At 43.3% G+C, this 22,115-nt stretch carries 19 protein-coding genes and 2 tRNA genes; 19 read left to right on the top strand and 2 right to left on the bottom strand.

What is annotated here, in order from left to right; translation table 11 throughout:
- Window position 1 precedes the first annotated feature (1 nt).
- From ispD to rpoS, 8 genes are all read left to right on the top strand, one after another.
- Window positions 2-721, top strand: coding sequence for a 2-C-methyl-D-erythritol 4-phosphate cytidylyltransferase (ispD, locus tag HRU23_01215; protein NRA52740.1), 720 nt, complete (start codon window positions 2-4; stop codon window positions 719-721).
- Window positions 718-1,218: a 2-C-methyl-D-erythritol 2,4-cyclodiphosphate synthase gene (gene ispF, locus HRU23_01220; protein NRA52741.1), complete on the top strand. Its 501-nt coding sequence runs from the start codon at window positions 718-720 to the stop codon at window positions 1,216-1,218. Before ispD ends, ispF begins: the two co-directional genes overlap by 4 nt.
- The gene (locus tag HRU23_01225; protein NRA52742.1) at window positions 1,215-2,258 is read left to right on the top strand and encodes a tRNA pseudouridine(13) synthase TruD; all 1,044 of its coding nucleotides are present in this window, start codon (window positions 1,215-1,217) and stop codon (window positions 2,256-2,258) included. Before ispF ends, HRU23_01225 begins: the two co-directional genes overlap by 4 nt.
- Before the next feature lies 1 nt (window position 2,259).
- Complete coding sequence (gene surE / locus HRU23_01230; GenBank protein NRA52743.1) at window positions 2,260-3,006, top strand: 5'/3'-nucleotidase SurE; 747 nt, start codon at window positions 2,260-2,262, stop codon at window positions 3,004-3,006.
- Window positions 3,007-3,017: 11 nt separating this feature from the next.
- Complete coding sequence (locus HRU23_01235; GenBank protein NRA52744.1) at window positions 3,018-3,650, top strand: protein-L-isoaspartate(D-aspartate) O-methyltransferase; 633 nt, start codon at window positions 3,018-3,020, stop codon at window positions 3,648-3,650.
- Window positions 3,647-4,225 carry a DedA family protein gene (locus HRU23_01240; protein ID NRA52745.1) on the top strand — a complete coding sequence of 193 codons (579 nt, stop codon included), beginning with the start codon at window positions 3,647-3,649 and terminating at the stop codon, window positions 4,223-4,225. The genes HRU23_01235 and HRU23_01240 overlap by 4 nt, the downstream gene beginning before the upstream one ends.
- A gap of 14 nt (window positions 4,226-4,239) precedes the next feature.
- On the top strand, window positions 4,240-5,079 hold the full coding sequence (locus HRU23_01245; GenBank protein ID NRA52746.1) for a peptidoglycan DD-metalloendopeptidase family protein: 840 nt from the start codon (window positions 4,240-4,242) through the stop codon (window positions 5,077-5,079).
- A gap of 63 nt (window positions 5,080-5,142) precedes the next feature.
- The gene (rpoS, locus tag HRU23_01250; protein NRA52747.1) at window positions 5,143-6,045 is read left to right on the top strand and encodes an RNA polymerase sigma factor RpoS; all 903 of its coding nucleotides are present in this window, start codon (window positions 5,143-5,145) and stop codon (window positions 6,043-6,045) included.
- Between the two features lie 86 nt (window positions 6,046-6,131).
- Here the strand turns inward: rpoS and mutS are convergent, their stop codons facing one another.
- Window positions 6,132-8,714, bottom strand: a complete 2,583-nt coding sequence (gene mutS, locus HRU23_01255) for a DNA mismatch repair protein MutS (protein ID NRA52748.1) — start codon at window positions 8,712-8,714, stop codon at window positions 6,132-6,134.
- A 209-nt stretch (window positions 8,715-8,923) separates the two neighbouring features.
- Between mutS and recA the strand changes: the two genes are divergently transcribed.
- The 8 genes from recA to HRU23_01295 all read left to right on the top strand — a co-directional run bounded on the left by recA (window position 8,924) and on the right by HRU23_01295 (window position 18,655).
- Window positions 8,924-9,964, top strand: coding sequence for a recombinase RecA (gene recA, locus HRU23_01260; GenBank protein NRA52749.1), 1,041 nt, complete (start codon window positions 8,924-8,926; stop codon window positions 9,962-9,964).
- 440 nt (window positions 9,965-10,404) lie between these two features.
- Entirely contained in the window at window positions 10,405-12,999 is a 2,595-nt protein-coding gene (gene alaS / locus HRU23_01265; GenBank protein NRA52750.1) for an alanine--tRNA ligase, read from the top strand.
- Window positions 13,000-13,630: 631 nt separating this feature from the next.
- On the top strand, window positions 13,631-13,819 hold the full coding sequence (csrA, locus tag HRU23_01270; GenBank protein ID NRA52751.1) for a carbon storage regulator CsrA: 189 nt from the start codon (window positions 13,631-13,633) through the stop codon (window positions 13,817-13,819).
- A gap of 224 nt (window positions 13,820-14,043) precedes the next feature.
- A tRNA-Ser gene (locus HRU23_01275) sits at window positions 14,044-14,135 on the top strand.
- Between the two features lie 19 nt (window positions 14,136-14,154).
- Window positions 14,155-14,231: transfer RNA gene (locus HRU23_01280), tRNA-Arg, on the top strand.
- A 1,208-nt stretch (window positions 14,232-15,439) separates the two neighbouring features.
- On the top strand, window positions 15,440-15,706 hold the full coding sequence (locus HRU23_01285; GenBank protein ID NRA52752.1) for an oxaloacetate decarboxylase subunit gamma: 267 nt from the start codon (window positions 15,440-15,442) through the stop codon (window positions 15,704-15,706).
- Between the two features lie 16 nt (window positions 15,707-15,722).
- Window positions 15,723-17,513 (top strand): sodium-extruding oxaloacetate decarboxylase subunit alpha, encoded by a 1,791-nt coding sequence (gene oadA, locus HRU23_01290; GenBank protein NRA52753.1) that lies wholly within the window; start codon window positions 15,723-15,725, stop codon window positions 17,511-17,513.
- Window positions 17,514-17,521: 8 nt separating this feature from the next.
- Window positions 17,522-18,655, top strand: a complete 1,134-nt coding sequence (locus HRU23_01295; GenBank protein ID NRA52754.1) for a sodium ion-translocating decarboxylase subunit beta — start codon at window positions 17,522-17,524, stop codon at window positions 18,653-18,655.
- A gap of 77 nt (window positions 18,656-18,732) precedes the next feature.
- Here the strand turns inward: HRU23_01295 and HRU23_01300 are convergent, their stop codons facing one another.
- The gene (locus HRU23_01300; GenBank protein NRA52755.1) at window positions 18,733-18,900 is read right to left on the bottom strand and encodes a hypothetical protein; all 168 of its coding nucleotides are present in this window, start codon (window positions 18,898-18,900) and stop codon (window positions 18,733-18,735) included.
- 69 nt (window positions 18,901-18,969) lie between these two features.
- Between HRU23_01300 and HRU23_01305 the strand changes: the two genes are divergently transcribed.
- The 3 genes from HRU23_01305 to HRU23_01315 all read left to right on the top strand — a co-directional run bounded on the left by HRU23_01305 (window position 18,970) and on the right by HRU23_01315 (window position 22,055).
- Window positions 18,970-19,941 (top strand): NADP-dependent oxidoreductase, encoded by a 972-nt coding sequence (locus HRU23_01305; protein NRA52756.1) that lies wholly within the window; start codon window positions 18,970-18,972, stop codon window positions 19,939-19,941.
- A complete protein-coding gene (locus HRU23_01310; protein ID NRA52757.1) occupies window positions 19,941-20,348 on the top strand; it encodes a DedA family protein in 408 nt (135 codons plus the stop codon). The genes HRU23_01305 and HRU23_01310 overlap by 1 nt, the downstream gene beginning before the upstream one ends.
- A 162-nt stretch (window positions 20,349-20,510) precedes the next feature.
- Window positions 20,511-22,055, top strand: a complete 1,545-nt coding sequence (locus HRU23_01315; GenBank protein NRA52758.1) for a glutamate--cysteine ligase — start codon at window positions 20,511-20,513, stop codon at window positions 22,053-22,055.
- Window positions 22,056-22,115: the final 60 nt, after the last annotated feature.

Genomic DNA, 22,115 nt, shown 5'->3' on the forward strand with positions numbered 1-22,115 from the left:
TATGACAGCACAGCCACATTCCAACTTAGCACTTTATGCAGTAATGCCTGCGGCAGGCATCGGTCGTCGCATGGGGGCTGCATTGCCTAAACAATACCTAACGATCGCTAATCAACCAATTATTCATTATAGCCTTGAGCCGTTATTAAACCATCCGTCGATAGAGCGTGTTGTGGTGGTATTGGCGCCTGATGATAGCTGGTTTGAAACATTGACCATTGCTAAGCACCCAAAAATAACCACAGTAGTTGGTGGCGGTGAGCGGGCTGACTCGGTATTGGCAGGGTTGCAAGCGCTGCCAGCGCAAGGGCGAGTATTAGTGCATGATGCTGCTAGGCCGTGTTTGACACTCACTGATTTAGATCGGTTGATAGCTGCGCAAACCCAAAAACGTGGTGCTATTTTAGCCTGTGCGGTTCGTGACACCATGAAACGAGCCAACAGTGATGGCACTATTGCTCAGACAGTTGACCGACAATTGCTATACCATGCACTTACGCCGCAGTTATTTGATCTCGATAGTTTACGTTTGACCCTAGCACGTGCATTAGAGCAGAAAGTAACCATTACCGATGAAGCTTCAGCGATGGAATGGGCCGGATATCAAGTGACACTAGTGGACGGGCGCAGTGACAACATCAAGGTTACGCGCGCGGAAGATTTAACTTTAGCCGAGCTCTTTTTAGCTCAGCAACAACGTATTACCCAGGAAGTAAAATGATAAGAATAGGTCATGGTTTTGACGTGCATAAATTTGGTGGTCCAGGACCGATAGTGATCGCCGGTGTTAACATTGAGCATAGCGAAGGGTTAGTGGCCCATTCAGATGGTGATGTTGCACTGCATGCCTTGTGCGATGCCTTATTAGGCGCGTGTGCGTTAGGCGATATTGGACGTCATTTTCCTGATACCGATGCTGAATTTAAAGGCGTTGATTCGCGTATTTTATTGCGCCATGTGTGGCAGTTAATTAGTGGGCAAGGTTACCAATTGGCTAATTTAGATCTCACTATTGTTGCTCAGGCTCCTAAAATGGCACCACACATAGAGGCAATGCGGCAAACGATAGCACAAGATTTAGCTGCTGATATCAGCCAAGTCAATGTTAAGGCTACGACCACCGAGCAATTAGGTTATGTTGGACGTAAAGAAGGTATCGCCTGTCATGCCGTGGTCTTGTTAATTAAAAACTCAGCTACTCAAGGCGCTTCGCAATGATACTTCCACAATGGTTATATTTACACGGTGAGCCTGAAGTTGAGGCGACTATTCGTTCACAGCCAAGTGATTTTCAGGTCAATGAAAACTTAGGTTATGGTTTTGACGGTCTCGGTGAGCATGTCATTCTTCACATCGAAAAAACCAATTTGAATACGACGGCGGTGGTGCGTGAATTAGCGCACTGGGCCAATGTCAGTAATAAAGTGATTGGTTACGCCGGTCTTAAAGATCGCCATGCGATCACCCAGCAATATTTTAGCATTCAATTACCCGGTCTTGAGTCGCCCGATGTCGCGTTACTTGAATCGGAAAACATTCGGGTCTTGTCAAGTGAGCGCAACAGCAAAAAGTTGCGCCGAGGCGCCTTAAAAGGCAATAAATTCAAGCTTATATTAAGAGGTCTCAGCCTAGAACAGCCCTTGATTGAACGATTGCAGCAGATTAAAAGCCATGGGGTTCCCAATTATTTTGGCCAACAACGTTTTGGTTTTGACGGTTATAACATCGATGCGGCATTAGTGATGTTTGGCGGTAAAAAAGTAAAAAATAGAGACAAACGTTCAATCTATTTATCTGCGGCACGATCATTGATATTTAATGATATAGTGAGCCAAAGAATCGCCAGCGCGCAGCATAAGAAGTTACTTACGGGTGATACGCTGATGTTAGCGGGCAGTAAAGCCTCATTTACGCCAGAGTCAAATGATCAAACGATTATCGAGCGCTTTGCCGCCCGTGATGTCATATTAAGCGCGCCGATGTGGGGCAAAGGCCGCTTGTCGTCGCATGACGAGGCTGCTGATTTTGAGCAAAGCATCGCGCAAACTCATAGCGAGTTAACAGCTGGTCTTGAGCATGCAGGCCTCAAGCAAGAGCGCCGAGCTTTAATGTTATATCCTGAAAATATGGCATGGCGAGCACTTGATAACGCCGTGGAACTTGAGTTTGAGTTGCCAGCGGGATCATATGCGACCAGTGTTTTACGTGAAATATGTCAAGTTGTTGATTACTCTCAACTAAGTAAATCTAGGAGTTAATGTGAGAATATTGGTTAGTAACGATGATGGCGTTGACGCCTTAGGAATCGAGGCGTTACATCGTTGGTTGGCCCAATTATTTGACGTTAGTGTGATTGCACCTGATCGTAACTGTAGTGCCGCAAGTAGCTCGTTGACCTTGGTTAATCCATTACGCACCAGCACTCGAGCGAATGGTTTTGTGGCGGTAAACGGCACGCCTACAGATTGTGTTCACCTGGCGCTAAATATGTTGCTGGAACAAGATCCTGCCTTGGTTGTGACCGGTATTAACGCTGGCGCTAACTTAGGTGATGATGTGATTTATTCAGGCACGGTTGCGGCCGCCATGGAAGGGCGTTACATGGGGCTGCCAGCCGTGGCGATGTCGCTCGCTGGTAAAGCACTCATTCATTATGATAGTGCCGGTTTTTACGCGCAAAAAATTGTCAGTCATTTAGGGCAATGCCCATTACCGGCCAACCAAATTCTCAACGTTAATGTACCTGATCTGCCGCTTGATCAAATCAAGGGCATTAAAGTGACTCGACTCGGTGCTAGGCATCGAGCAACGACTATGGTAAAAACCCAAGATCCTGCCGGGCGTGACATTTACTGGGTTGGTCCATTAGCCAAAGAAGACGATGCAGGAGAGGGTACCGACTTTCATGCAATAGCCCAGGGCTATGTGTCGATAACACCGATTACGGTCGACCTTACTGCACATCACCGGATTGAAAAACTAAGGAACTGGGCCGCTGAGTTATGAATAAAACCGGATTGAAATTTAATATGCAAGGCGAGCGACTCTCTGCTCGCTTGAAAAATAATGGCATTAACAATCCTGCGGTGCTCGGCGCAATAGCGGCGACCCCGCGTCATTTGTTTCTTGATCCGGCGTTGGAATTTAAGGCCTACGAAAATACCGCTTTACCTATTGGTTACGGCCAAACCATATCTCAGCCTTACATTGTTGCTAAAATGACCCAAATATTGTTGGCACGGGGACCATTGAGCAAGGTACTTGAAATTGGTACGGGTTCTGGTTATCAGTGTGCAATTTTGGCTCAGTTGGTTGATAAAGTGTTTACGGTCGAGCGTATAAAAGCATTGCAACGCCTAGCTAAGCGCAGGTTAAGGTTGATAGACTTACATAATGTCGCGATGAAACATGGCGATGGCTGGCAAGGTTGGGCAGCTAAGGGGCCTTTTGATGCCATTATGGTTACTGCTGCAGCTGCCCAGATCCCAACCGAGCTGCTAGCGCAACTGCGTGATGGCGGTCAGCTCATTATTCCTGTTGGGGAAAGTAACCAAGTGTTGATGTTAATTACCCGAGAAGGAGATCGTTTTAGTCAGCAACAGATTGAAGCGGTTAAATTTGTACCATTACTTGCTGGAGATCTTTGTTGAAAATTTTTACCCGTGTATACGAATGGACGATGAAAGCTGCTCGTCATGAAAAGTCACCATATTATTTAAGTGCGATGAGTTTTGCCGAGTCGGTATTTTTTCCGATCCCGGTTGATGTGATGTTGGCGCCAATGTCTTTAGCTAAACCGCATCGCGCAATGTACTACGCGTTATTAGCGACGATTTTTTCGGTGGCTGGCGGCGTTATTGGTTATTTGTTGGGTTATCTTGCTTATGACTCTCTGGTGATGCCAATGATTGAAGCGGTGGGTTACCAAGATAAACTAGCGACAGCAGAACGTTGGTTCGATGAACGAGGGATTTGGGTTATTTTTATCGCGAGTTTCACCCCAATACCCTACAAAGTTTTTACGATCACTGCCGGTGTGATGCAAATGGTCTTTTTGCCTTTTATGCTGGTATCGCTAGTTGGTCGAGGGCTGCGTTTTTTCCTGGTCGCATCATTAATGAAATGGGGCGGTCCCAGAATGGAGCAACAGCTTAAAAAATGGATTGATGCCATTGGTTGGACAGTAATGGCCATTATTGTGGCAGCGCTTATTTATGTTCAGTAACGGATGACATTATCATGGACGTATCCCGTTTTATTAAGGTAGTTATTTGTAGCTTAGCTTTTAGCTACCTTGCGGGCTGCGCCAACAACACTGGTCCAGCACCTGTCTCATCTATCTCAACGTCAAAAAAACTAATAAGGCCTGGTCACTTATCTGGCACTCAATATAAAGTCATTAAAGGTGACACCTTATATTCGATATCTTTCGCGGCCGGAATTAACCCTAAGTCATTGGCTAGATTCAATAATATCCCATCACCTTATGTCATTTATCCTGGTCGTTGGTTAACGCTAACGGGTAAAAAGAAACCTGTCCCTATAGTAAAAAAACCTCCAGTGTCAAAAAAATGGCGGAAAAGTGTTGATAGTCAAAAAAAAGACAGGTATTCTAAGGATGTAGCTAAGCCAAAACGCTCAACCAACAAGCAAGAATATTCGCCACAACAATATTCGGCTTCGAAGCTAAGTAGCAAAGCCAAAAAGATTTCCAAATGGATTTGGCCAGCGAAAGGGCGTGTAGTATCGGCGTACTCTGCACAAGAGCAGGGCAACAAAGGGATAGATATAGCTGGATTGAAGGGCAGTAACATTGTTGCTGCCGCCACAGGTAAAGTGGTTTATGCTGGGGCTGCATTAAGAGGTTATGGTAAGTTAGTTATTATTAAACATAATGACGATTACCTTAGTGCATATGCTCACAATGACAAAATATTTGTCAAGGAAAAGCAACGAATTAAGCAAGGGCAGGTTATTGCGACTATGGGGCAAACGGGCACAACTCGTGTAATGCTTCATTTTGAAATTCGGTTCCGTGGAAAATCAGTCAACCCATCTAATTATCTTCCTAAACGATAACTCGACATCAATGGACAATGAAGCACTCTATTTACCATGTGCTTTATTTAGGGAGAACATATTATGGGACGCAAAGTTACTACAACTGCTGGCACTTCAAAAGTCGCTGAAAAAGAAAGCTCAAAAAGGCTGGATGCCACACAAATTTATTTAAGTGAAATCGGATTCTCTCCACTGCTGACTGCAGAAGAAGAAGTCTACTATTCACGACTTTCATTACGTGGTGATGCTGCTGCACGGCGTCGAATGATTGAGAGTAATTTACGTCTAGTGGTTAAAATATCTCGTCGTTATATCAATCGCGGTTTAGCATTGCTCGATTTAATCGAGGAAGGTAACTTAGGTTTAATCCGCGCTGTTGAAAAATTCGACCCGGAACGAGGTTTCCGTTTTTCAACTTATGCAACTTGGTGGATCCGTCAAACTGTTGAGCGGGCTATCATGAATCAAACTCGCACTATTCGGTTACCTATTCATGTTGTTAAAGAGCTAAATATTTACTTACGTACTGCACGTGAACTGGCTCAGGAACTTGACCATGAACCAACGGCAGAAGATATTGCTCATAAACTCGATAAGCCAGTAAGTGATGTCAGTAAAATGCTAAAGCTTAATCAGAAAGTCGCCTCGGTTGACTCGATGGTTAGTACTTCAGGTGATAAAGGTTTACTTGATATTATTGCCGCTGGTGATCATTACTCACCAGAACCAACGTCAATAAACGATGATCTTAACGAAAGTTTGGTTCGCTGGTTAAATGAACTTAATACCAAGCAGCGCGAAGTACTAGCACGACGTTTTGGTTTGCTTGGCCACGAGCCTTCGACATTAGAAGTCGTCGGACGTGAAATTGGCTTAACTCGTGAACGTGTTCGTCAAATCCAAGTTGAAGCACTAAAACGGATGCAGGATATTTTGAAAAGTCAGGGATTATCAGTGGAATCACTGTTCCCTGCAGGTAGTTAATCCCTGCGGTTAACCCGCCATTTGATGATAAAAAAAGCCCCTTAACTATTTAGTTAAGGGGCTTTTTTTGCAATTATTAGTTTAGATTAGCTTATCTTCATACTTTGTTTGAGCATGTACAATGCTTCTAATGCTTGCTTAGGGCTAAGCTCATCGGGATCTAAAGCGGTTAATTGCTCAATGGTTACTTGATGATTCAATATTGGCTGCGAAGCAACTGGCTTGATTTTTTTCTGCGGTGTCGCGGGAGTATGTGACAGTTCTAGCTCTTGCAGTTTAGCTTTGGCGGCGTTAGTTACAACCTTGGGTAAACCGGCTAGTTGGGCCACTTGAATACCGTAACTCTGATTAGCGGCTCCCTCTTCAACATGATGTAAAAAGGCAATGCTATCTTCATACTCTATCGCGTCGAGATGAACATTAATAACTTGCGGCAACTGCTCGGTCAGTTGGGTTAGTTCAAAATAATGAGTTGCAAATAAGGTTAACGCTGAGCGTTGCTCTGCGAGGTAATGGGCACTGGCCCACGCTAGCGACAAACCATCGAAGGTACTGGTGCCACGGCCAATTTCATCCATCAACACTAAGCTATATTGAGTCGCATTATGTAAGATATTGGCAGTTTCAGTCATTTCAACCATAAAGGTCGAACGGCCGCTGGCCAAGTCATCGGACGCGCCAATGCGAGTAAATATCCGGTCAACTTTACCAATGGCGGCTTCTCGGGCTGGGACATAACTACCAATATGAGCCATTAAACAGATTAAGGCTGTTTGGCGCATATAAGTCGATTTACCGCCCATGTTGGGGCCGGTAATAATTAACATTTGGCGCTGTGATGTTAACTCAACTGGGTTAGCAATAAATGGCGCAGACATGACTTGTTCAACAACCGGGTGACGACTCTCTTTTAGGCTAATACCAATACCATCATGCAAACTCGGACAGTGATAATTATGGGTTTGTGCTCGTTCGGCAAAGTTAGTCAGCACATCTATTTGCGAGATCGCGGCTGAAGTTCGTTGTAAATTTGCTAGTTGCGGTAATACCTGATCAAACAGTGCTTCGTATAACTGTTTTTCGAGTGCCAAAGCGTTACTTTTACTGCTTAAGACTTTATCTTCATGCTCTTTTAGTTCAGCAATGATAAAACGTTCGTTGTTTTTAAGTGTTTGGCGACGGATATAATGAGCCGGTGCATTAACCGCCTGTGCCTTACTAATTTCAATAAAGAATCCGTGCACCCGGTTGTAGCCGACTTTAAGTGAACTTAAGCCTGTTTCTTCGCGTTCTCGTAACTCTAATTGCTCAAGATATTCGGTGGCACCTTGGCTTAAAGCGCGCCAATGATCAAGTTCTTCATTATAACCTGGTGCGATCACACCGCCGTCGCGAATTAAGGTCGGTGGGATCTCAACGATGGCACGTTCGAGTAATTCAAATAACTCGGGATATTGGTTAATATCGGTTTGTAATTGGTCAAGGCGGCTGCTGTCGTTTTCATTGAGTAGCTGGTGAAACGTTGGCAACAAGCCCAAGGCATTACGTAGTTTTGAAAAATCGCGTGGTCGGGCAGAGCCCAGTGCAATTCGGCCCAATACGCGTTCAATATCGCCAACGTGTTTTAATACATCATGCAAGGCTTCGAAGTTTTGTTGTTCAAGCAACGAGCCAATCGCCTGATATCTACCATTTATTAAGTGATGATTACGCGAAGGCTGATGAATCCATCGTTGCAGCAAGCGGCTGCCCATTGGAGTTGCCGTGTTATCTAAAACCGAAATAAGGGTATTGTCATAACCGCCAGCAATATTTTGAGTTAACTCTAAATTACGACGCGAGGCAGCATCTAAAATGATGCAATCATCGAGATTAATCAGTTTTATTTGGTTGATTTGCGGTAATGAAACCAACTGAGTATCGTTGATATATTGCATGAGGCAGCCCGCAGCAATTAAAGCTATCTTAGCCGTGTCGACGCCAAACCCGGTTAAATTGTCGGTCGAAAACTGGCGGTTGAGCAGCTTAGTGGCGGTCGACAAATCAAACTCCCACGGCGGGCAAGCTCGCAGACCACTGCGTTTCTCGATTAGTTCAATCTTGTGCCACTGCTCTGGATGTAATAATTCTGCAGGATTAGTACGATGAAGTTCTGATTCAAAGGCTTCAACACTGGGCAGTTCTGAGATCAGGAACTCACCACTGGCAATATCTAATGTCGCGTACCCAAACACCTCATTGTGTTGATAGACACAGGCGACAATATTGTCTTTACGGTCAGACAATAAGGCCTCGTCGCTAATGGTGCCAGGAGTGATCACTCGTACGACTTTACGCTCAACCGGGCCTTTACTGGTCGCAGGATCGCCAATTTGCTCACAAATGGCAACCGAAACACCGAGGTTTACTAATTTAACCAAATAATTTTCTACGGCATGATAAGGCACACCAGCCATCGGGATAGGCGAACCACCGGCTTTACCACGTGCAGTCAAAGATATGCCTAATAAAGTCGAGGCCTGTTTGGCATCGTCAAAAAACACTTCATAAAAATCACCCATCCGGTAAAACAGTAAGGTGTCAGGATACTCAGACTTTATGGTCAAATACTGCCTCATCATCGGCGTATGATTGGCCAATGATTCAGGTGTTAACGGTGCTTTTTGCATGCTTTATTCGCTTAAATGATATCGGGTAAAATACTGTGCAAGGATACGTTATTGTCGAGTTAAGCGAAAGGCGAAATAAAGCAAAATAGCCGATATCATAGGCTTGTGATCGCACTGGTTAAAAAAAAACAACTAAACACTTGATACTGTATGATCGTACAGTATACTAGGTCGCATAAACTATTAATCGAATGCAGACGGAGCCATCAATGGACAGTAATAAGAGCAAGGCGTTAGAAGCCGCACTAGGCCAGATCGAAAAACAATTTGGTAAAGGTTCAATCATGCGTCTAGGGGAAGCTAAGGCGCTGAACATTGATTCGATCTCTACTGGTTCATTGGGGTTAGATATTGCGTTAGGCATAGGCGGTTTACCAATGGGGCGTGTGGTTGAAATTTACGGCCCAGAATCTTCAGGTAAAACTACCTTAACGTTACAAGTAATCGCCGAAGCGCAAAAAGAAGGTAAAACTTGTGCTTTTGTTGATGCTGAGCATGCATTAGACCCAATTTACGCGGTTAAGTTGGGTGTTAATATCAATAACTTATTAGTTTCACAACCTGATACTGGTGAGCAAGCACTTGAAATTGTTGATATGTTGACTCGCTCTGGCGCGGTTGATGTTATCGTTATCGATTCGGTAGCCGCTTTAACCCCACGAGCTGAAATTGAAGGCGACATGGGCGACTCGCACATGGGTCTGCAAGCTCGATTAATGTCGCAGGCGCTGCGTAAACTAACCGGTAATATTAAACGCTCAAACACCTTAGTTATTTTCATTAACCAAATCCGAATGAAAATTGGGGTAATGTTTGGTAATCCAGAAACAACAACCGGTGGTAATGCACTTAAGTTTTATGCGTCGGTTCGTTTAGATATTCGCCGGATTGGTGCCGTTAAAAACGGTGATGAAATCGTTGGTAATGAAACTCGAGTTAAAGTGGTAAAAAACAAAGTGTCACCACCGTTTAAACAAGCTGAATTCCAAATTTTATACGGTGAAGGCACGTCAAAATACGGCGAGCTTATTGACTGGGGTGTAAAAGAAAAGCTCGTTGAAAAAGCCGGCGCTTGGTACAGCTACAAGGGCAGTAAAATTGGTCAAGGTAAAGCGAACAGCATTAAGTTCTTAAAAGAGAACCCTGAAATTTCTGATGAGATTGAAAAACTGTTACGCGATGCGTTACTGATCAAGCCAACTGATGAGCCTGATGCTATCGAGCCAGCCGCTAAAGATGGCGAAAAATAGTTTTTTAACAGACGTGAGTGATATCAGTCTTTAAGTCGAGGCCGCAGCCATTCGGTTGCTGCCTCGGCGTGAACACTCACCGCTAGAACTCGTTACTAAGTTACGCCTACCAAATTTTTCCTGAGCCGCTCTCATTAATAGTCAGGCTATATCGAATTTCGCACGAGTTAATATCTATAAGCATTATAGCCAGCACTATTGAGCGAACAAACCGAAAAACCTGTCAAGAATGATTAACAACTGTCCTAAACCCCTCCTGAGTATTCATCCAAAAATTGTTCTAAATATCTTGCTGCGTAGCTAAATAGACCCTAAGTTAGCTTTTTTACAGGTTGTACTAGCTCAATTGCACATCGGACGTTTATAATAACAAGTATTTTTTATGCTATTAGATTTTACTATTAGCCAGATATAACGATTTTAGGAAAAGCCGCATGCATATGACAACTGCCGAAATAAGAAACGCATTTTTAGAGTATTACCAAAAGCAACAGCACCAAATTGTTGAGAGTGGTTCATTAGTTCCTGGTAACGATGCAACGTTATTATTTACCAATGCTGGCATGGTGCCATTTAAAGATGTTTTTCTTGGCAGTGATACGCGCTCATATAATCGTGCTGTATCATCACAGCGCTGTGTGCGTGCTGGTGGTAAGCACAACGACTTAGATAATGTTGGTTATACTGCTCGTCACCACACGTTCTTTGAAATGTTAGGTAACTTTAGTTTTGGTGATTACTTTAAGCGTGAAGCAATTCAGTTTGCGTGGACGTTCTTAACAGAAGTATTGCAATTGCCAAAAGAAAAATTGTGGATAACCGTCTTTGAAGAAGATTTAGAAGCTGAACAAATTTGGCTTAATGAGATTGGTGCTGATCCAGCGCGTTTATCACGTATTGGTGCTAAAGATAATTTTTGGTCGATGGGTGACACCGGACCGTGTGGTCCTTGTTCTGAAATTTTCTTTGACCACGGTGAAGAGATTCCTGGTGGACCTCCTGGTACGCCTGAAGAAGACGGCGATCGTTATATTGAAATTTGGAACCTAGTGTTCATGCAATTTAACCGTCAGGCCGATGGCACGATGGAAGATTTACCGAAACCTTCGGTTGATACCGGCATGGGCTTAGAACGAATTGCTGCCATTATGCAAGGTGTTCATAGCAACTATGAAATCGACATTTTTGAAAATTTAATTGGCGCTGCGGCAAAGATTATTGGCACTGATGATCTTAAAAATAAGTCACTTCGGGTAATTGCCGATCATATTCGTGCTTGTTCGTTTTTAATTAGCGATGGCGTAATGCCAGCTAGTGATGGCCGCGGTTATGTGTTGCGACGAATTATTCGTCGTGCGGTCCGCCATGGTCATAGCCTTGGCGCACAAGACGTATTCTTCTATAAGTTAGTAGACGAATTAATCGTGCAAATGGGTGACGCTTACCCTGAGCTTGAAAAAAACAAAAGCATTATTGTTAGAATGTTAAAGGCAGAAGAAGAGCAGTTCGCTCGTACTTTAGAGCGTGGTTTGATTATTCTAGATGAGGCATTAAAAACCATTGACGGTAAAGTTGTCGATGGCGAATTAGTCTTTAAATTATATGACACTTATGGCTTCCCAGCTGATTTAACCGCTGATATTGCACGCGAGCGTGATTTTGTGATTGACCAAGCTGGCTTTGATTCAGCAATGGCGGCACAGCGTTTACGCGCGCAAAAGGCCAGTAACTTCGGTATCGATTATAACGAACAGTTAAAGCTAGAAGGCGAAACGGAATTTGTTGGTTACAACCAGATGGTTAATCAATCAAAAATTAAAGATCTAATTATTGATGGCGCAAGTGTTGAGTCTGTCAGTGTTGGGCAAAGCGCGTTATTGATTCTGGATCAAACGGCATTCTACGCTGAATCGGGTGGTCAAATTGGCGACACCGGTATTATTGAAACTGCAAGTGGCCACTTTAAGGTGGCTGACACCACCAAAGTGGGTCATGTTTTTGCGCATCGTGGTGAAATGGTCTCTGGTGAAATTAAGTTGGGTGAGCTTGCCACAGCGACAATCGATACTGCCCGTCGCAATGATATTGCGTTAAATCATTCGGTCACTCATATTCTTCATTCGATATTGCGTCAAGAGTTAGGCGATCATGTTTCACAAAAAGGTTCGTTAGTTGAAGCTGAAAAGATGCGATTTGATTTCGCGCATTATGAAGGTGTTAGCGCCGCTAAATTACAAAAAATAGAGCGCTTGGTTAATGATTACATTCGTTTGAATGTTGCCGTTACCACTAAAGTAACTAATATTGAAGCGGCAAAAGAAGCCGGTGCAATGGCTTTATTTGGCGAAAAGTACGGTGATGAAGTTCGAGTTGTAGATATGGGCGAATTATCGGTTGAGCTGTGTGGCGGTACGCATGTTAGCAATACTGGTGATATTGGCCTGTTTAAAATTATCTCAGAAGCTGGCATTGCTGCCGGTGTTCGTCGTATCGAAGTGGTTACTGGTGCTTATGCCTTCGCGCATGTTCAAGCATTAGAAACCAAGCTTGCTGCGACGGCAGCGGTAATCAAGTCTGATCCAGCCAGCTTAATTGAAAAATCTCAAGCTTTGGTCGACAAGAACCGTCAACTAGAAAAAGAGCTTAGTGAGCTTAAAGCTAAGTTAGCAAGTCAACAGGGCGCAGGTTTGTTAGATCAGGTTAGCGAAATCAATGGCATTAAGGTGTTAGTCGCTCAGCTTGAAGGTGTTGACAGTAAAACGTTACGCGGCTCGGTCGATGAGTTAAAGAATAAACTCGGTTCTGGCATTGTGATGCTAGCCGTTGCAGAAGGCAACAAAGTGAGTTTAATCAGTGGTGTTACCAAAGACCTTATTTCGAAAGTGAAGGCTGGTGAGCTAGTTAACATGGTTGCGCAGCAGGTAGGCGGTAAAGGCGGCGGTCGCCCTGATATGGCAATGGCTGGGGGTTCAGATGTTGCGGCGTTACCAGCTGCTCTTGCAAGCGTTGCTGGTTGGTTAAGTGAAAAGCTATAATTAGCCATTTTAGTGTTTAAAAAGCCCCGAAATATCGGGGCTTTTTTGTTATTAGCCCGTGACCATTGGACAAGCTGAAATTTGACTGATTGCGTGTATAAGCACGATCATAGTGATAGATTTAAGCTCGGTACTGAACTCTGTGCTAGCGAGTCAATTAGTTAGCTATGGATTCTAAATCGAACGATAACGCTGCAGTCATTGCTTGTAGCGATAGTCAAATCATTCATAGCAATACAATTTTCGATATTGTTCTGAGTTAGTTTGGCAGTAATTCTTGTAGTGTTCGTGGTGTTTTGCACGTCAATGTGCTGAATCGTGATTACTTGTGGTCAATAAACGCGCATGCGTGCTACTTTGTTTGCAAATCTTGAGGTTAGCTTATTGCTGGTTCATTAAGTTGCAAGACTGATCTTTTCTACTGTAATTGCATGATATTAATTAATTTATTGTTGATTTATTGTCAAATCCTTTGTGGGCATAGGCTCTGGCGTGATTATTAGATTTAAAAAAATCGTAAAAACTACTCCTTAAGCTCTGATATAGATATATAATTTAGGGCATGGAGTATTGTATACTTCATACGATTTAAAAATCGGGGTCAATCGGAAATTAGTTACAGGAGTCGTTTATGTTAATTTTAACTCGCCGTGTTGGTGAAACTTTAATGATCGGAGATGAAGTTACAGTCACCGTTTTAGGCGTTAAGGGAAATCAGGTTCGCATTGGTGTCAATGCTCCTAAAGAAGTCGCTGTTCATCGTGAAGAGATTTACATGCGAATCCAACAAGAGAAATCATCCGATAGCGAAAACGTTTGATGGTTAATCGAAAAGCACTTTATAGTGCTTTTTTTGTTTTTGGGGCTTTATTGTCCCAGTAGCACCTTTTCTAGGTGTAATTTGTGATTTCCCCAAGTAAAACTCGAATTTTTAGGTGGTATTGAGTGTATTTTGTTCTAAACGTTCAAAATCGCAGCGCTTAGAAAAAACCTTAATAAAAATGTTTGACTTATTTTGGGGATTCCGTATTATACGCCGCATCCGGAGAGGTGGCCGAGTGGCCGAAGGCGCTCCCCTGCTAAGGGAGTATGGGCTTTAAATCCCATCGAGGGTTCGAATCCCTCCTTCTCCGCCATTTGTTTTTTATGATTAGTGCGCATGTAGCTCAGCTGGATAGAGTACCTGGCTACGAACCAGGCGGTCGGAGGTTCGACTCCTTCCATGCGCGCCACTTCCTTTCTTTTTGTATAGTCCCTAGTTATTCTTTATTATCTCTTAGTTATTCCTTAGTTATTCCTTAGTTATACTTTATTCCCCCTGATATACTTTTTATTATTTATAGTTCTCTTTAGTTAATTCTTTAGTAATTATTTCTATGATCAATAATCGTGATATTAATTTTATTAATATTGAGCATACGGCTCGAAATCTCCTATTACAGCACTAATTCCTGATGAGAGGGTATCAACCCTAATAACCCGTTATTAGTCGGCAACGTTCTTCTGCGTTAGTTTTACAAGTACAAGTGGTCAATCATTTAATGCCATTGGTATTGGCTCTGTTGTACTAAAGTGTTGCCATTAGAACAGCAAGTCGCCGTAAATCCATCGCTACTGCTGCGGACTTCCTAATGCCACTGGCATTAGGGTTCTGCCTACGTCCGGGGCTCTGGATCAGCATCTCGGCAATAGCTCCTCGGTAATTGCTCCTGCATTACTCTAATTATGCCCGTCCATGGCCTAAATGCATTGCCCTAATATCTTACATCCATGTAAGAGCATGCTGCTCAAGCTTGCTTTCTCAGGCACATAACTACATTTAAGGGGAACAGAATCATTGATCTTAGTATCGATATGGATGTTTGATGTAAAAACAAATCGAATGTCAGGTATAAATTAATTCTACCCACGCACCACAAGATTATACATTTACTATTATTGGAATAACCGAACTGGCTATTAGCCGTGTTTAATTTGATCCAATGTTAAAATTAATACCTCAACCTCCCTAGGCTTCTACTAATTATTGTCGTTAAGCTCTCTATAATCTTTGGTCTATATCGAAGATAACCCTGATGAATGAAATGGGACATATTGGGTCACTAATGCCCCAAAATGGTTCGATATCATCAAAGAATGTCTATTTTGGGCTGTTTTTTGCCGTTTTGTTGCCAATTCTTTACAGCGTTAATGCTAAATTAGAGCAACTTGGTTAAGTTGTCTGACCAATTGTTCTTGATTCAAACGAATTCTACGGGTATAAAGTTTACCTATAAATGTAATTGTTGTTGCGTAATTGTTAAGATGTTGTGTTTTTATTCGTATTTTATGAATATAAAGTCAATATGAGGCCGCATAGAGCAGCATTACGTGAATCAATATTCAATCGAACGTTTGAATATGTTGTCGTGTTGTAGTTTTTTATTGCAAGGTATTAGTTATGGATATATCGCAAGCGTTAGGAATGGCAGCAAATATCATGTTGTTAGGCATGGTTTGTGTTTTTTCTTTTCTTGGGTTGCTCGTGGTTGCGGTCCAACTTTTGGCTAAGTTTTGCCCAGAAGAAGCCCCTGTGACACCCGTTAAGTCTGGCCTAGCGAATCAGCCCGGCCTAGCAAATAATCAAGTTAATCCGAATGTAGTTGCCGCTATTTCTGCAGCCGTTCATAAATATCGTAACTCTCGTGGCAAGCCACAAGATAAATAGTACTAAGGAATATTTTATGTCTAAGCGCCTAGCCCTCACCGATGTTGTTTTACGAGATGCACATCAATCATTGTTAGCGACTCGTTTTCGTTTGGAAGATATGCTTCCTATTGCTGATAAACTCGACAAAATTGGCTTTTGGTCGCTCGAAACCTGGGGCGGAGCAACTTTTGATTCGTGTATTCGTTATCTTGGTGAAGATCCGTGGCATCGTATTCGTGAATTAAAAAAAGCGATGCCCAATACTCGCCAGCAGATGTTACTGCGTGGCCAAAATTTACTTGGTTATCGTCATTATGCAGATGACGTTGTCACTAAATTTGTTGAACGTGCTCATACGAGTGGCGTTGATGTGTTTCGGATCTTTGATGCGATGAATGATGTTCGTAACCTTGATACTGCGGTTAAGTCGGTATTAAAGGTTGGTGGGCATGCTCAAGGCACCATTTCATATACCACTAGCCCAGTGCACAATTTGCAAATGTGGTTAGATATGGCCAAGCGTCTTGAAGACATGGGTTGTCATTCTATTGCGATTAAAGACATGGCGGGTTTGTTGAAGCCTTTTGAAGCTTATGAATTGGTTACTAGCCTTAAACAGACGGTTGATTTGCCTATTTCAATGCATTGCCATGCAACGACGGGTTTGTCTACGGCCACTTATCAAAAAGCGATTGAAGCTGGTATTGATGTTTTAGACACTGCTTGTTCTTCAATGAGCTCAACGTACGGCCATACTGCGACTGAAACCGTGGTAGCGATGACCGACGGTACCGAATATGAAACAGGGCTAGATTTAGTTTTGCTTGAGGAAGTGGCAGCCTATTTCCGCGAAGTGCGTAAAAAATACGCCAAATTTGAAGGTAGTTTACGTGGCGTTGATGCGCGTATTTTATTAGCGCAGGTTCCTGGTGGCATGTTAACTAACATGGAAAGTCAGCTTAAAGAGCAGGGCGCCGGTGACAAAATGGACGAAGTATTACTTGAGATACCTAAGGTTCGTGAAGATTTAGGCTTTTTACCGCTAGTAACACCAACGTCACAAATCGTCGGTACGCAAGCGGTGCTCAACATCTTAACGGGTGAACGATATAAAACGATCACCAAAGAAACCGCAGGTGTTTTAAAAGGCGAATACGGCGCTACTGCTGCTCCGAAAAATGCCGAGTTGCAAGCGCGAGTATTAGACGGCGCGCAAGAAATAACATGTCGTCCGGCTGATTTAATCGATGATGAGTTTGAATCGTTAAAGGCCGAATTACAAAAATTAGCGGCAGAGAAAAATATTACCCTAGCTGACGAGATTGACGATGATGTATTAATTTATGCGTTATTCCCGCAAATTGGTTTGAAATTTTTAGAAAATCGCAATAATCCAGATGCATTCGAACCTGCACCTGGTACTGAGCCTGAACCTGAACCTGAACCAACAGCGGTTGCACCAGTGGCGCAAGCTGCAGGTACGCCAGAGAGCTATAGTGTGCGGGTTAATGGTCAAGTTTACCAAGTTGAAGTTGCCGCAGGTGGCGACATTAGCAATATTGCACCGATGGCAGCCGGCGCAGCCCCTGTTAACGTGGCAGCAGCATCTAGTGGCGAGCCACTTAATGCGCCACTGTCGGGTAATATCTTTAAGGTTTTAGTTCAGCCTGGGCAACAAGTTGAAGCCGGTGAAGTGGTTATTATTCTCGAAGCCATGAAGATGGAAACGGAAATCCGTGCTGTTAACGGCGGGGTTATTGGCCAGGTAAGCATCAAAGAAGGTGACAGCGTTACTGTTGGTCAGCTCTTGATGACAATAGGTTAGAGGTTGCTATGGATGGATTAATCACACTATGGTACGACACCGGAATTGCAAATTTCGAGCTCGGTCAAATAATAATGATGGCGGTTGGTGGGTTATTACTCTACTTAGCTATTAGCAAAGGTTACGAGCCTCTGTTGCTTTTACCTATTGGTTTTGGTGCTATTTTAGCTAATATTCCTATGGCAGGGTTTACCGACGAAGGTGGCATTTTATGGTATATCTACCATGTTGGCATTGAAACTGGGGTCTTCCCACTGCTGATATTTATGGGTGTTGGTGCCATGACAGACTTTGGTGCCTTAATTGCGAACCCTAAAATGCTATTTTTAGGGGCGGCAGCGCAGTTTGGTATTTTTGCGACTTTGTTCGGGGCAATTACCTTAAACTTGGTGCCCGGTTTTGAATTTAGCATGGCCGATGCCGCCGCAATTGCGATTATAGGTGGCGCTGATGGTCCTACGGCCATTTTCTTAGCCTCGCGTTTGGCACCTGATTTGTTAGGGGCAATCGCCGTTGCAGCTTATTCGTATATGGCGTTAGTGCCGTTAATTCAGCCACCGATCATGAAAGCCTTAACCACGCACGAAGAACGCTCAATCGTGATGGAGCAGTTACGTCATGTGTCGAAAAAAGAAAAAATAATCTTTCCGCTGATGGTGCTTGGGGCGACGATATTATTCTTGCCTGCGGCGACGCCACTGGTTGGCATGTTCTGTCTTGGCAACTTAATGCGCGAGTCTGGCGTGGTTGATCGTTTAAGCAATACCGCTCAAAACGAACTAATCAACATTGTGACGATTTTCTTAGGCTTAGCAGTAGGCTCTAAACTATCGGCTGATAAGTTCTTAACTGTTGAAACACTAGGTATTTTAGCGCTTGGTGCCGTAGCTTTCAGTATTGGTACCGCGTCGGGTGTGATGATGGCGAAGTTAATGGGTCGTTTCTCTAGCTCACCCATTAATCCATTGCTCGGTGCTGCTGGCGTGTCAGCCGTGCCAATGGCGGCGCGAGTTGCCAATAAAGTTGGTTTAGAAGCTAACCCGCATAATTTCTTGCTGATGCATGCGATGGGGCCTAATGTTGCAGGGGTACTTGGTTCTGCTGTCGCGGCGGGTATTTTACTGGCGCTAGTCGGTGGTTAATCGCTGAGCTTAATCTTAACCAAAAAAAAATAGCTTCTTCGGAAGCTATTTTTATTTGTGTCCCACAACTTTAAAATCTAGGTTAACCACAACATTAAACTTAAATAGCCACCGATAATTGCACTTAAGGTTAAAATGTAGATAAAGCCTTTTTTCCCCTGAGCTAAGCTCCAGTTATGTTGTTTTAAATACAGTGCCCACAACAAGCAGAGAATAAGGGGCAGTAAAAATATTCGTGTAATCATTAATTAATCCATTATATGATGCGAATGGTTTGATTACTTTATCAAAAATTTTATCAAGAGGCACAATTAATGTCGTTTATTGAGTTACCTACAACATATAACGCAATGGCTATCACCAAGTTTGGTGACGCTGATACGTTACGGTTAATTGAGCGACCGTTGCAATTACCAGCCACAGGCGAAGTACTCATTAAGGTAAGCTCGGCAGCGGTTAATCCGATTGATGTCAAAACACGCGCTGGGCTTGGCTGGGCAGCGCAGCAAAATGCGGACAAATTACCTTTTGTTGCCGGTTATGATTGCTATGGTGAAGTTGTGGCTGTGGGCGATGGCGTTTCAGAATTTAGCGAGCATGATATGGTCGTCGGCATGGTTGGTTTTCCACTGGTCGCCGGTTGTTATGCACAATACGTTTTAGCGCAGGCCGCCAACGTGACCACTGTTGGCAACGATATTAATGCCGACATTGCGGCATTGCCGCTAGCAGGGTTAACCGCTTATCAAGGGCTATTTGAGTTTGGCCAATTGCAAGCCGGAGACACTGTTGTTATTAGCGCTGCGGCTGGCGGTGTCGGTCACATTGCGGTTCAGTTAGCCGCGATGAAAGGTGCGCATGTTATTGCGGTGGCTAGTGTTCATAATCATCAGATGTTAAGCGAGCTTGGCGCCACGCAGGTTATTAATTACCATGAGCTCAGTCAATTTGAGTCATTAACAAATGTTGATTTGTGGCTCGACTTAATTGGCGGTGACGCCGCGATTGAGCAATTAGCGTTAGCAGGAGAAGTTAAGCGTTTAGTGACGGTGCCTACCATGAGCGCAGCCGCTGTTTGTAATTCGGTCACAGCTAAAGGCACGATTGGGCAAGGCATGTTAGTAAAACCAGAACTTACGCAATTAATTGAGCTGGTTGAACTGGTTGAAAAAGGCAAGCTTCGTCTCAATATAGTCAAACAGCTAGACTTTAAACTGGCCAGCGAGGCTCACATGTTAATCGAGCAGGCTAATGTCAGCGGTAAGATCGTACTAACGATGGATTAATCATGGAGCTACTCGGTTTATTTGTCGCCAGTTTTTTAGCGGCAACGTTATTGCCCGGTGGTTCAGAAGCGGTATTGTTGATGCTGCTAGCCCAATCGCCAGAGCTATTATATAGTTTAGTTTTTGTCGCCAGTTTAGGAAATACCCTTGGTTCTTTAACCAGTTATGGGGTCGGTTATTTAGGCCGAGTTAAATTAGCTCAAGCTCAGTTTAATTCACGTTCTGCCAAGCTGATTGAACGTTTTGGTGTTTGGGCGTTGTTATTAAGTTGGTTGCCGTTAATTGGTGACCTATTATGTGTTTTAGCGGGTTACTTTAAACTCAGGTTCTGGCCCAGTGTGTTGCTTATTAGCCTAGGTAAAACCGCCCGCTATAGTATATTGGCTTTTGTTTATTTACGACTGTAGTCGTTATGTCGCTTGTTGAGCGGCTAACCAAATGATACAGTCACTTTTTAAAATTAGGGTCTTGTGATTGTATTCATTAAGTCGCCGAACCCCGTTATATCTTGGTCACAAGACAAGTATTAATTTAGAGAAATCATTTTGATAAATCGCTATAAAGATAAAATTTCAGCGCTAAAGTCGCCTCAGTATGCGCCGGTTTTTACTGGTATTCAGCGCGGTATTGAGCGTGAAGCACTTAGGATTGACGATAATGGTCGGTTGTCTTTAACACCGCACCAAAGTGCCTTAGGCAGTGCGCTGACTCATGAATCTATTACCACCGATTATTCTGAGTCTTTACTGGAATTTATTACGCCAGTTAGTCAAGACATTGATCAACTGGTTGGGCATTTACGAGACGTTCATAGCTATACCCTAAATAATATCGATGGTGAGTTATTGTGGCCATTAAGCATGCCTTGTGTGATAGCCAAAGAAGCTGATATTCCGATTGCGCAATATGGTCAGTCTAATGTTGGGCAAATGAAGACTATTTACCGTGAAGGTTTGCGTAACCGTTACGGTAGCCTGATGCAAATTATTGCCGGGGTACATTTTAATTTTTCATTTTCTGATCAAGCATGGCCACTGCTGCAGCAATTTTGTGATGATAAAACTGACGAGGCTGATTTTCGGTCGAGCAGTTACTTTTCATTAATTAGAAATTTCCATCGCTTAGGCTGGGTTATTCCTTATATGTTTGGCGCCTCGCCAGCATTGTGTGGCTCTTTTTTACAAGATAACACTCCGTATAAATTTGAAAAACTAGGCAAAGGCACTTATTACTTGCCCTTTGGCACCAGCTTGCGTTTAAGTGATTTAGGTTATACCAATAGTGAGCAAGACAATTTATCGATTTGTTATAACAACATTGATAACTATCTTGAGTCAGTGAAAGTTGCCATTGCTACGCCGTCACAAAAGTTTGCCGAAATTGGGATTAAGACAGATGGTAAATATAGCCAGCTTAACTGCAATGTCTTGCAAATAGAAAATGAGCTATACGCACCTATCCGTCCCAAGCGTGTGGCAAAGTCAGGTCAAAAACCTTCTGAAGCCTTAGCTGAACAAGGTGTTGAATACATTGAAGTGAGATCATTAGATCTTAATCCATTTTCAGATATTGGCATTACCAAGACTCAAATTCGTTTTCTAGATCTATTTTTGGTTCATTGCTTGTTATGGCAAGACAGTTCGATGACACAAGAACAACGCCAACAAACTGCAGACAACCTTAATCGGGTAATTTTAGAAGGGCGAGCGCCCGGATTAATGTTAACTGATGATCAAGGTGAAATATCTTTAACTGCATGGATGGAGCGCTTATTTGATGCGTTGGGTTCAATTGCGCAATTGTTTGACCATCACCTTGGCGGCACGCAGTATCAGCAATGTTTGGCCGAGCTATCGCCGATGATCAACGATCCGCAAGCGACTTACTCAGGCCAGTTAATGGCGCTGCTTCAGGAAAAAAATCTTGATAATACGCCATTTGGCATCGCTCAAGCTAAGATGTTTAAGACGCAGTTAAACGAAGCGGCCTTTGGTACGATTAGCTATCAGACGCTAGAGCAACAGGCTGTTGACTCAATCGTTAAACAGCGAGAATTAGAACAACAAGATACGTTAAGTATTGATCAGTTTCTTAGCGATTACTTTGCCAAGTAAGCAGTGAAATAACGTTTAGGCCACGCAAGGATCGCATTAATGCACCATAGTACTCGAGTG

It is taken from the genome of Gammaproteobacteria bacterium, assembly GCA_013214945.1.
GTDB lineage: Bacteria > Pseudomonadota > Gammaproteobacteria > Enterobacterales > Psychrobiaceae > Psychrobium.

Bases quoted from the DNA above. Each gene is read 5' to 3' on its own strand.
- ispD (NRA52740.1), top strand. From the start codon at position 2: ATGACAGCACAGCCACATTCCAACTTAGCACTTTATGCAGTAATGCCT.
- ispF (NRA52741.1), top strand. From the start codon at position 718: ATGATAAGAATAGGTCATGGTTTTGACGTGCATAAATTTGGTGGTCCA.
- HRU23_01225 (NRA52742.1), top strand. From the start codon at position 1,215: ATGATACTTCCACAATGGTTATATTTACACGGTGAGCCTGAAGTTGAG.
- HRU23_01245 (NRA52746.1), top strand. From the start codon at position 4,240: ATGGACGTATCCCGTTTTATTAAGGTAGTTATTTGTAGCTTAGCTTTT.
- rpoS (NRA52747.1), top strand. From the start codon at position 5,143: ATGGGACGCAAAGTTACTACAACTGCTGGCACTTCAAAAGTCGCTGAA.
- mutS (NRA52748.1), bottom strand. From the start codon at position 8,714: ATGCAAAAAGCACCGTTAACACCTGAATCATTGGCCAATCATACGCCG.
- recA (NRA52749.1), top strand. From the start codon at position 8,924: ATGGACAGTAATAAGAGCAAGGCGTTAGAAGCCGCACTAGGCCAGATC.
- alaS (NRA52750.1), top strand. From the start codon at position 10,405: ATGACAACTGCCGAAATAAGAAACGCATTTTTAGAGTATTACCAAAAG.
- csrA (NRA52751.1), top strand. From the start codon at position 13,631: ATGTTAATTTTAACTCGCCGTGTTGGTGAAACTTTAATGATCGGAGAT.
- HRU23_01285 (NRA52752.1), top strand. From the start codon at position 15,440: ATGGATATATCGCAAGCGTTAGGAATGGCAGCAAATATCATGTTGTTA.
- oadA (NRA52753.1), top strand. From the start codon at position 15,723: ATGTCTAAGCGCCTAGCCCTCACCGATGTTGTTTTACGAGATGCACAT.
- HRU23_01295 (NRA52754.1), top strand. From the start codon at position 17,522: ATGGATGGATTAATCACACTATGGTACGACACCGGAATTGCAAATTTC.
- HRU23_01300 (NRA52755.1), bottom strand. From the start codon at position 18,900: ATGATTACACGAATATTTTTACTGCCCCTTATTCTCTGCTTGTTGTGG.
- HRU23_01305 (NRA52756.1), top strand. From the start codon at position 18,970: ATGTCGTTTATTGAGTTACCTACAACATATAACGCAATGGCTATCACC.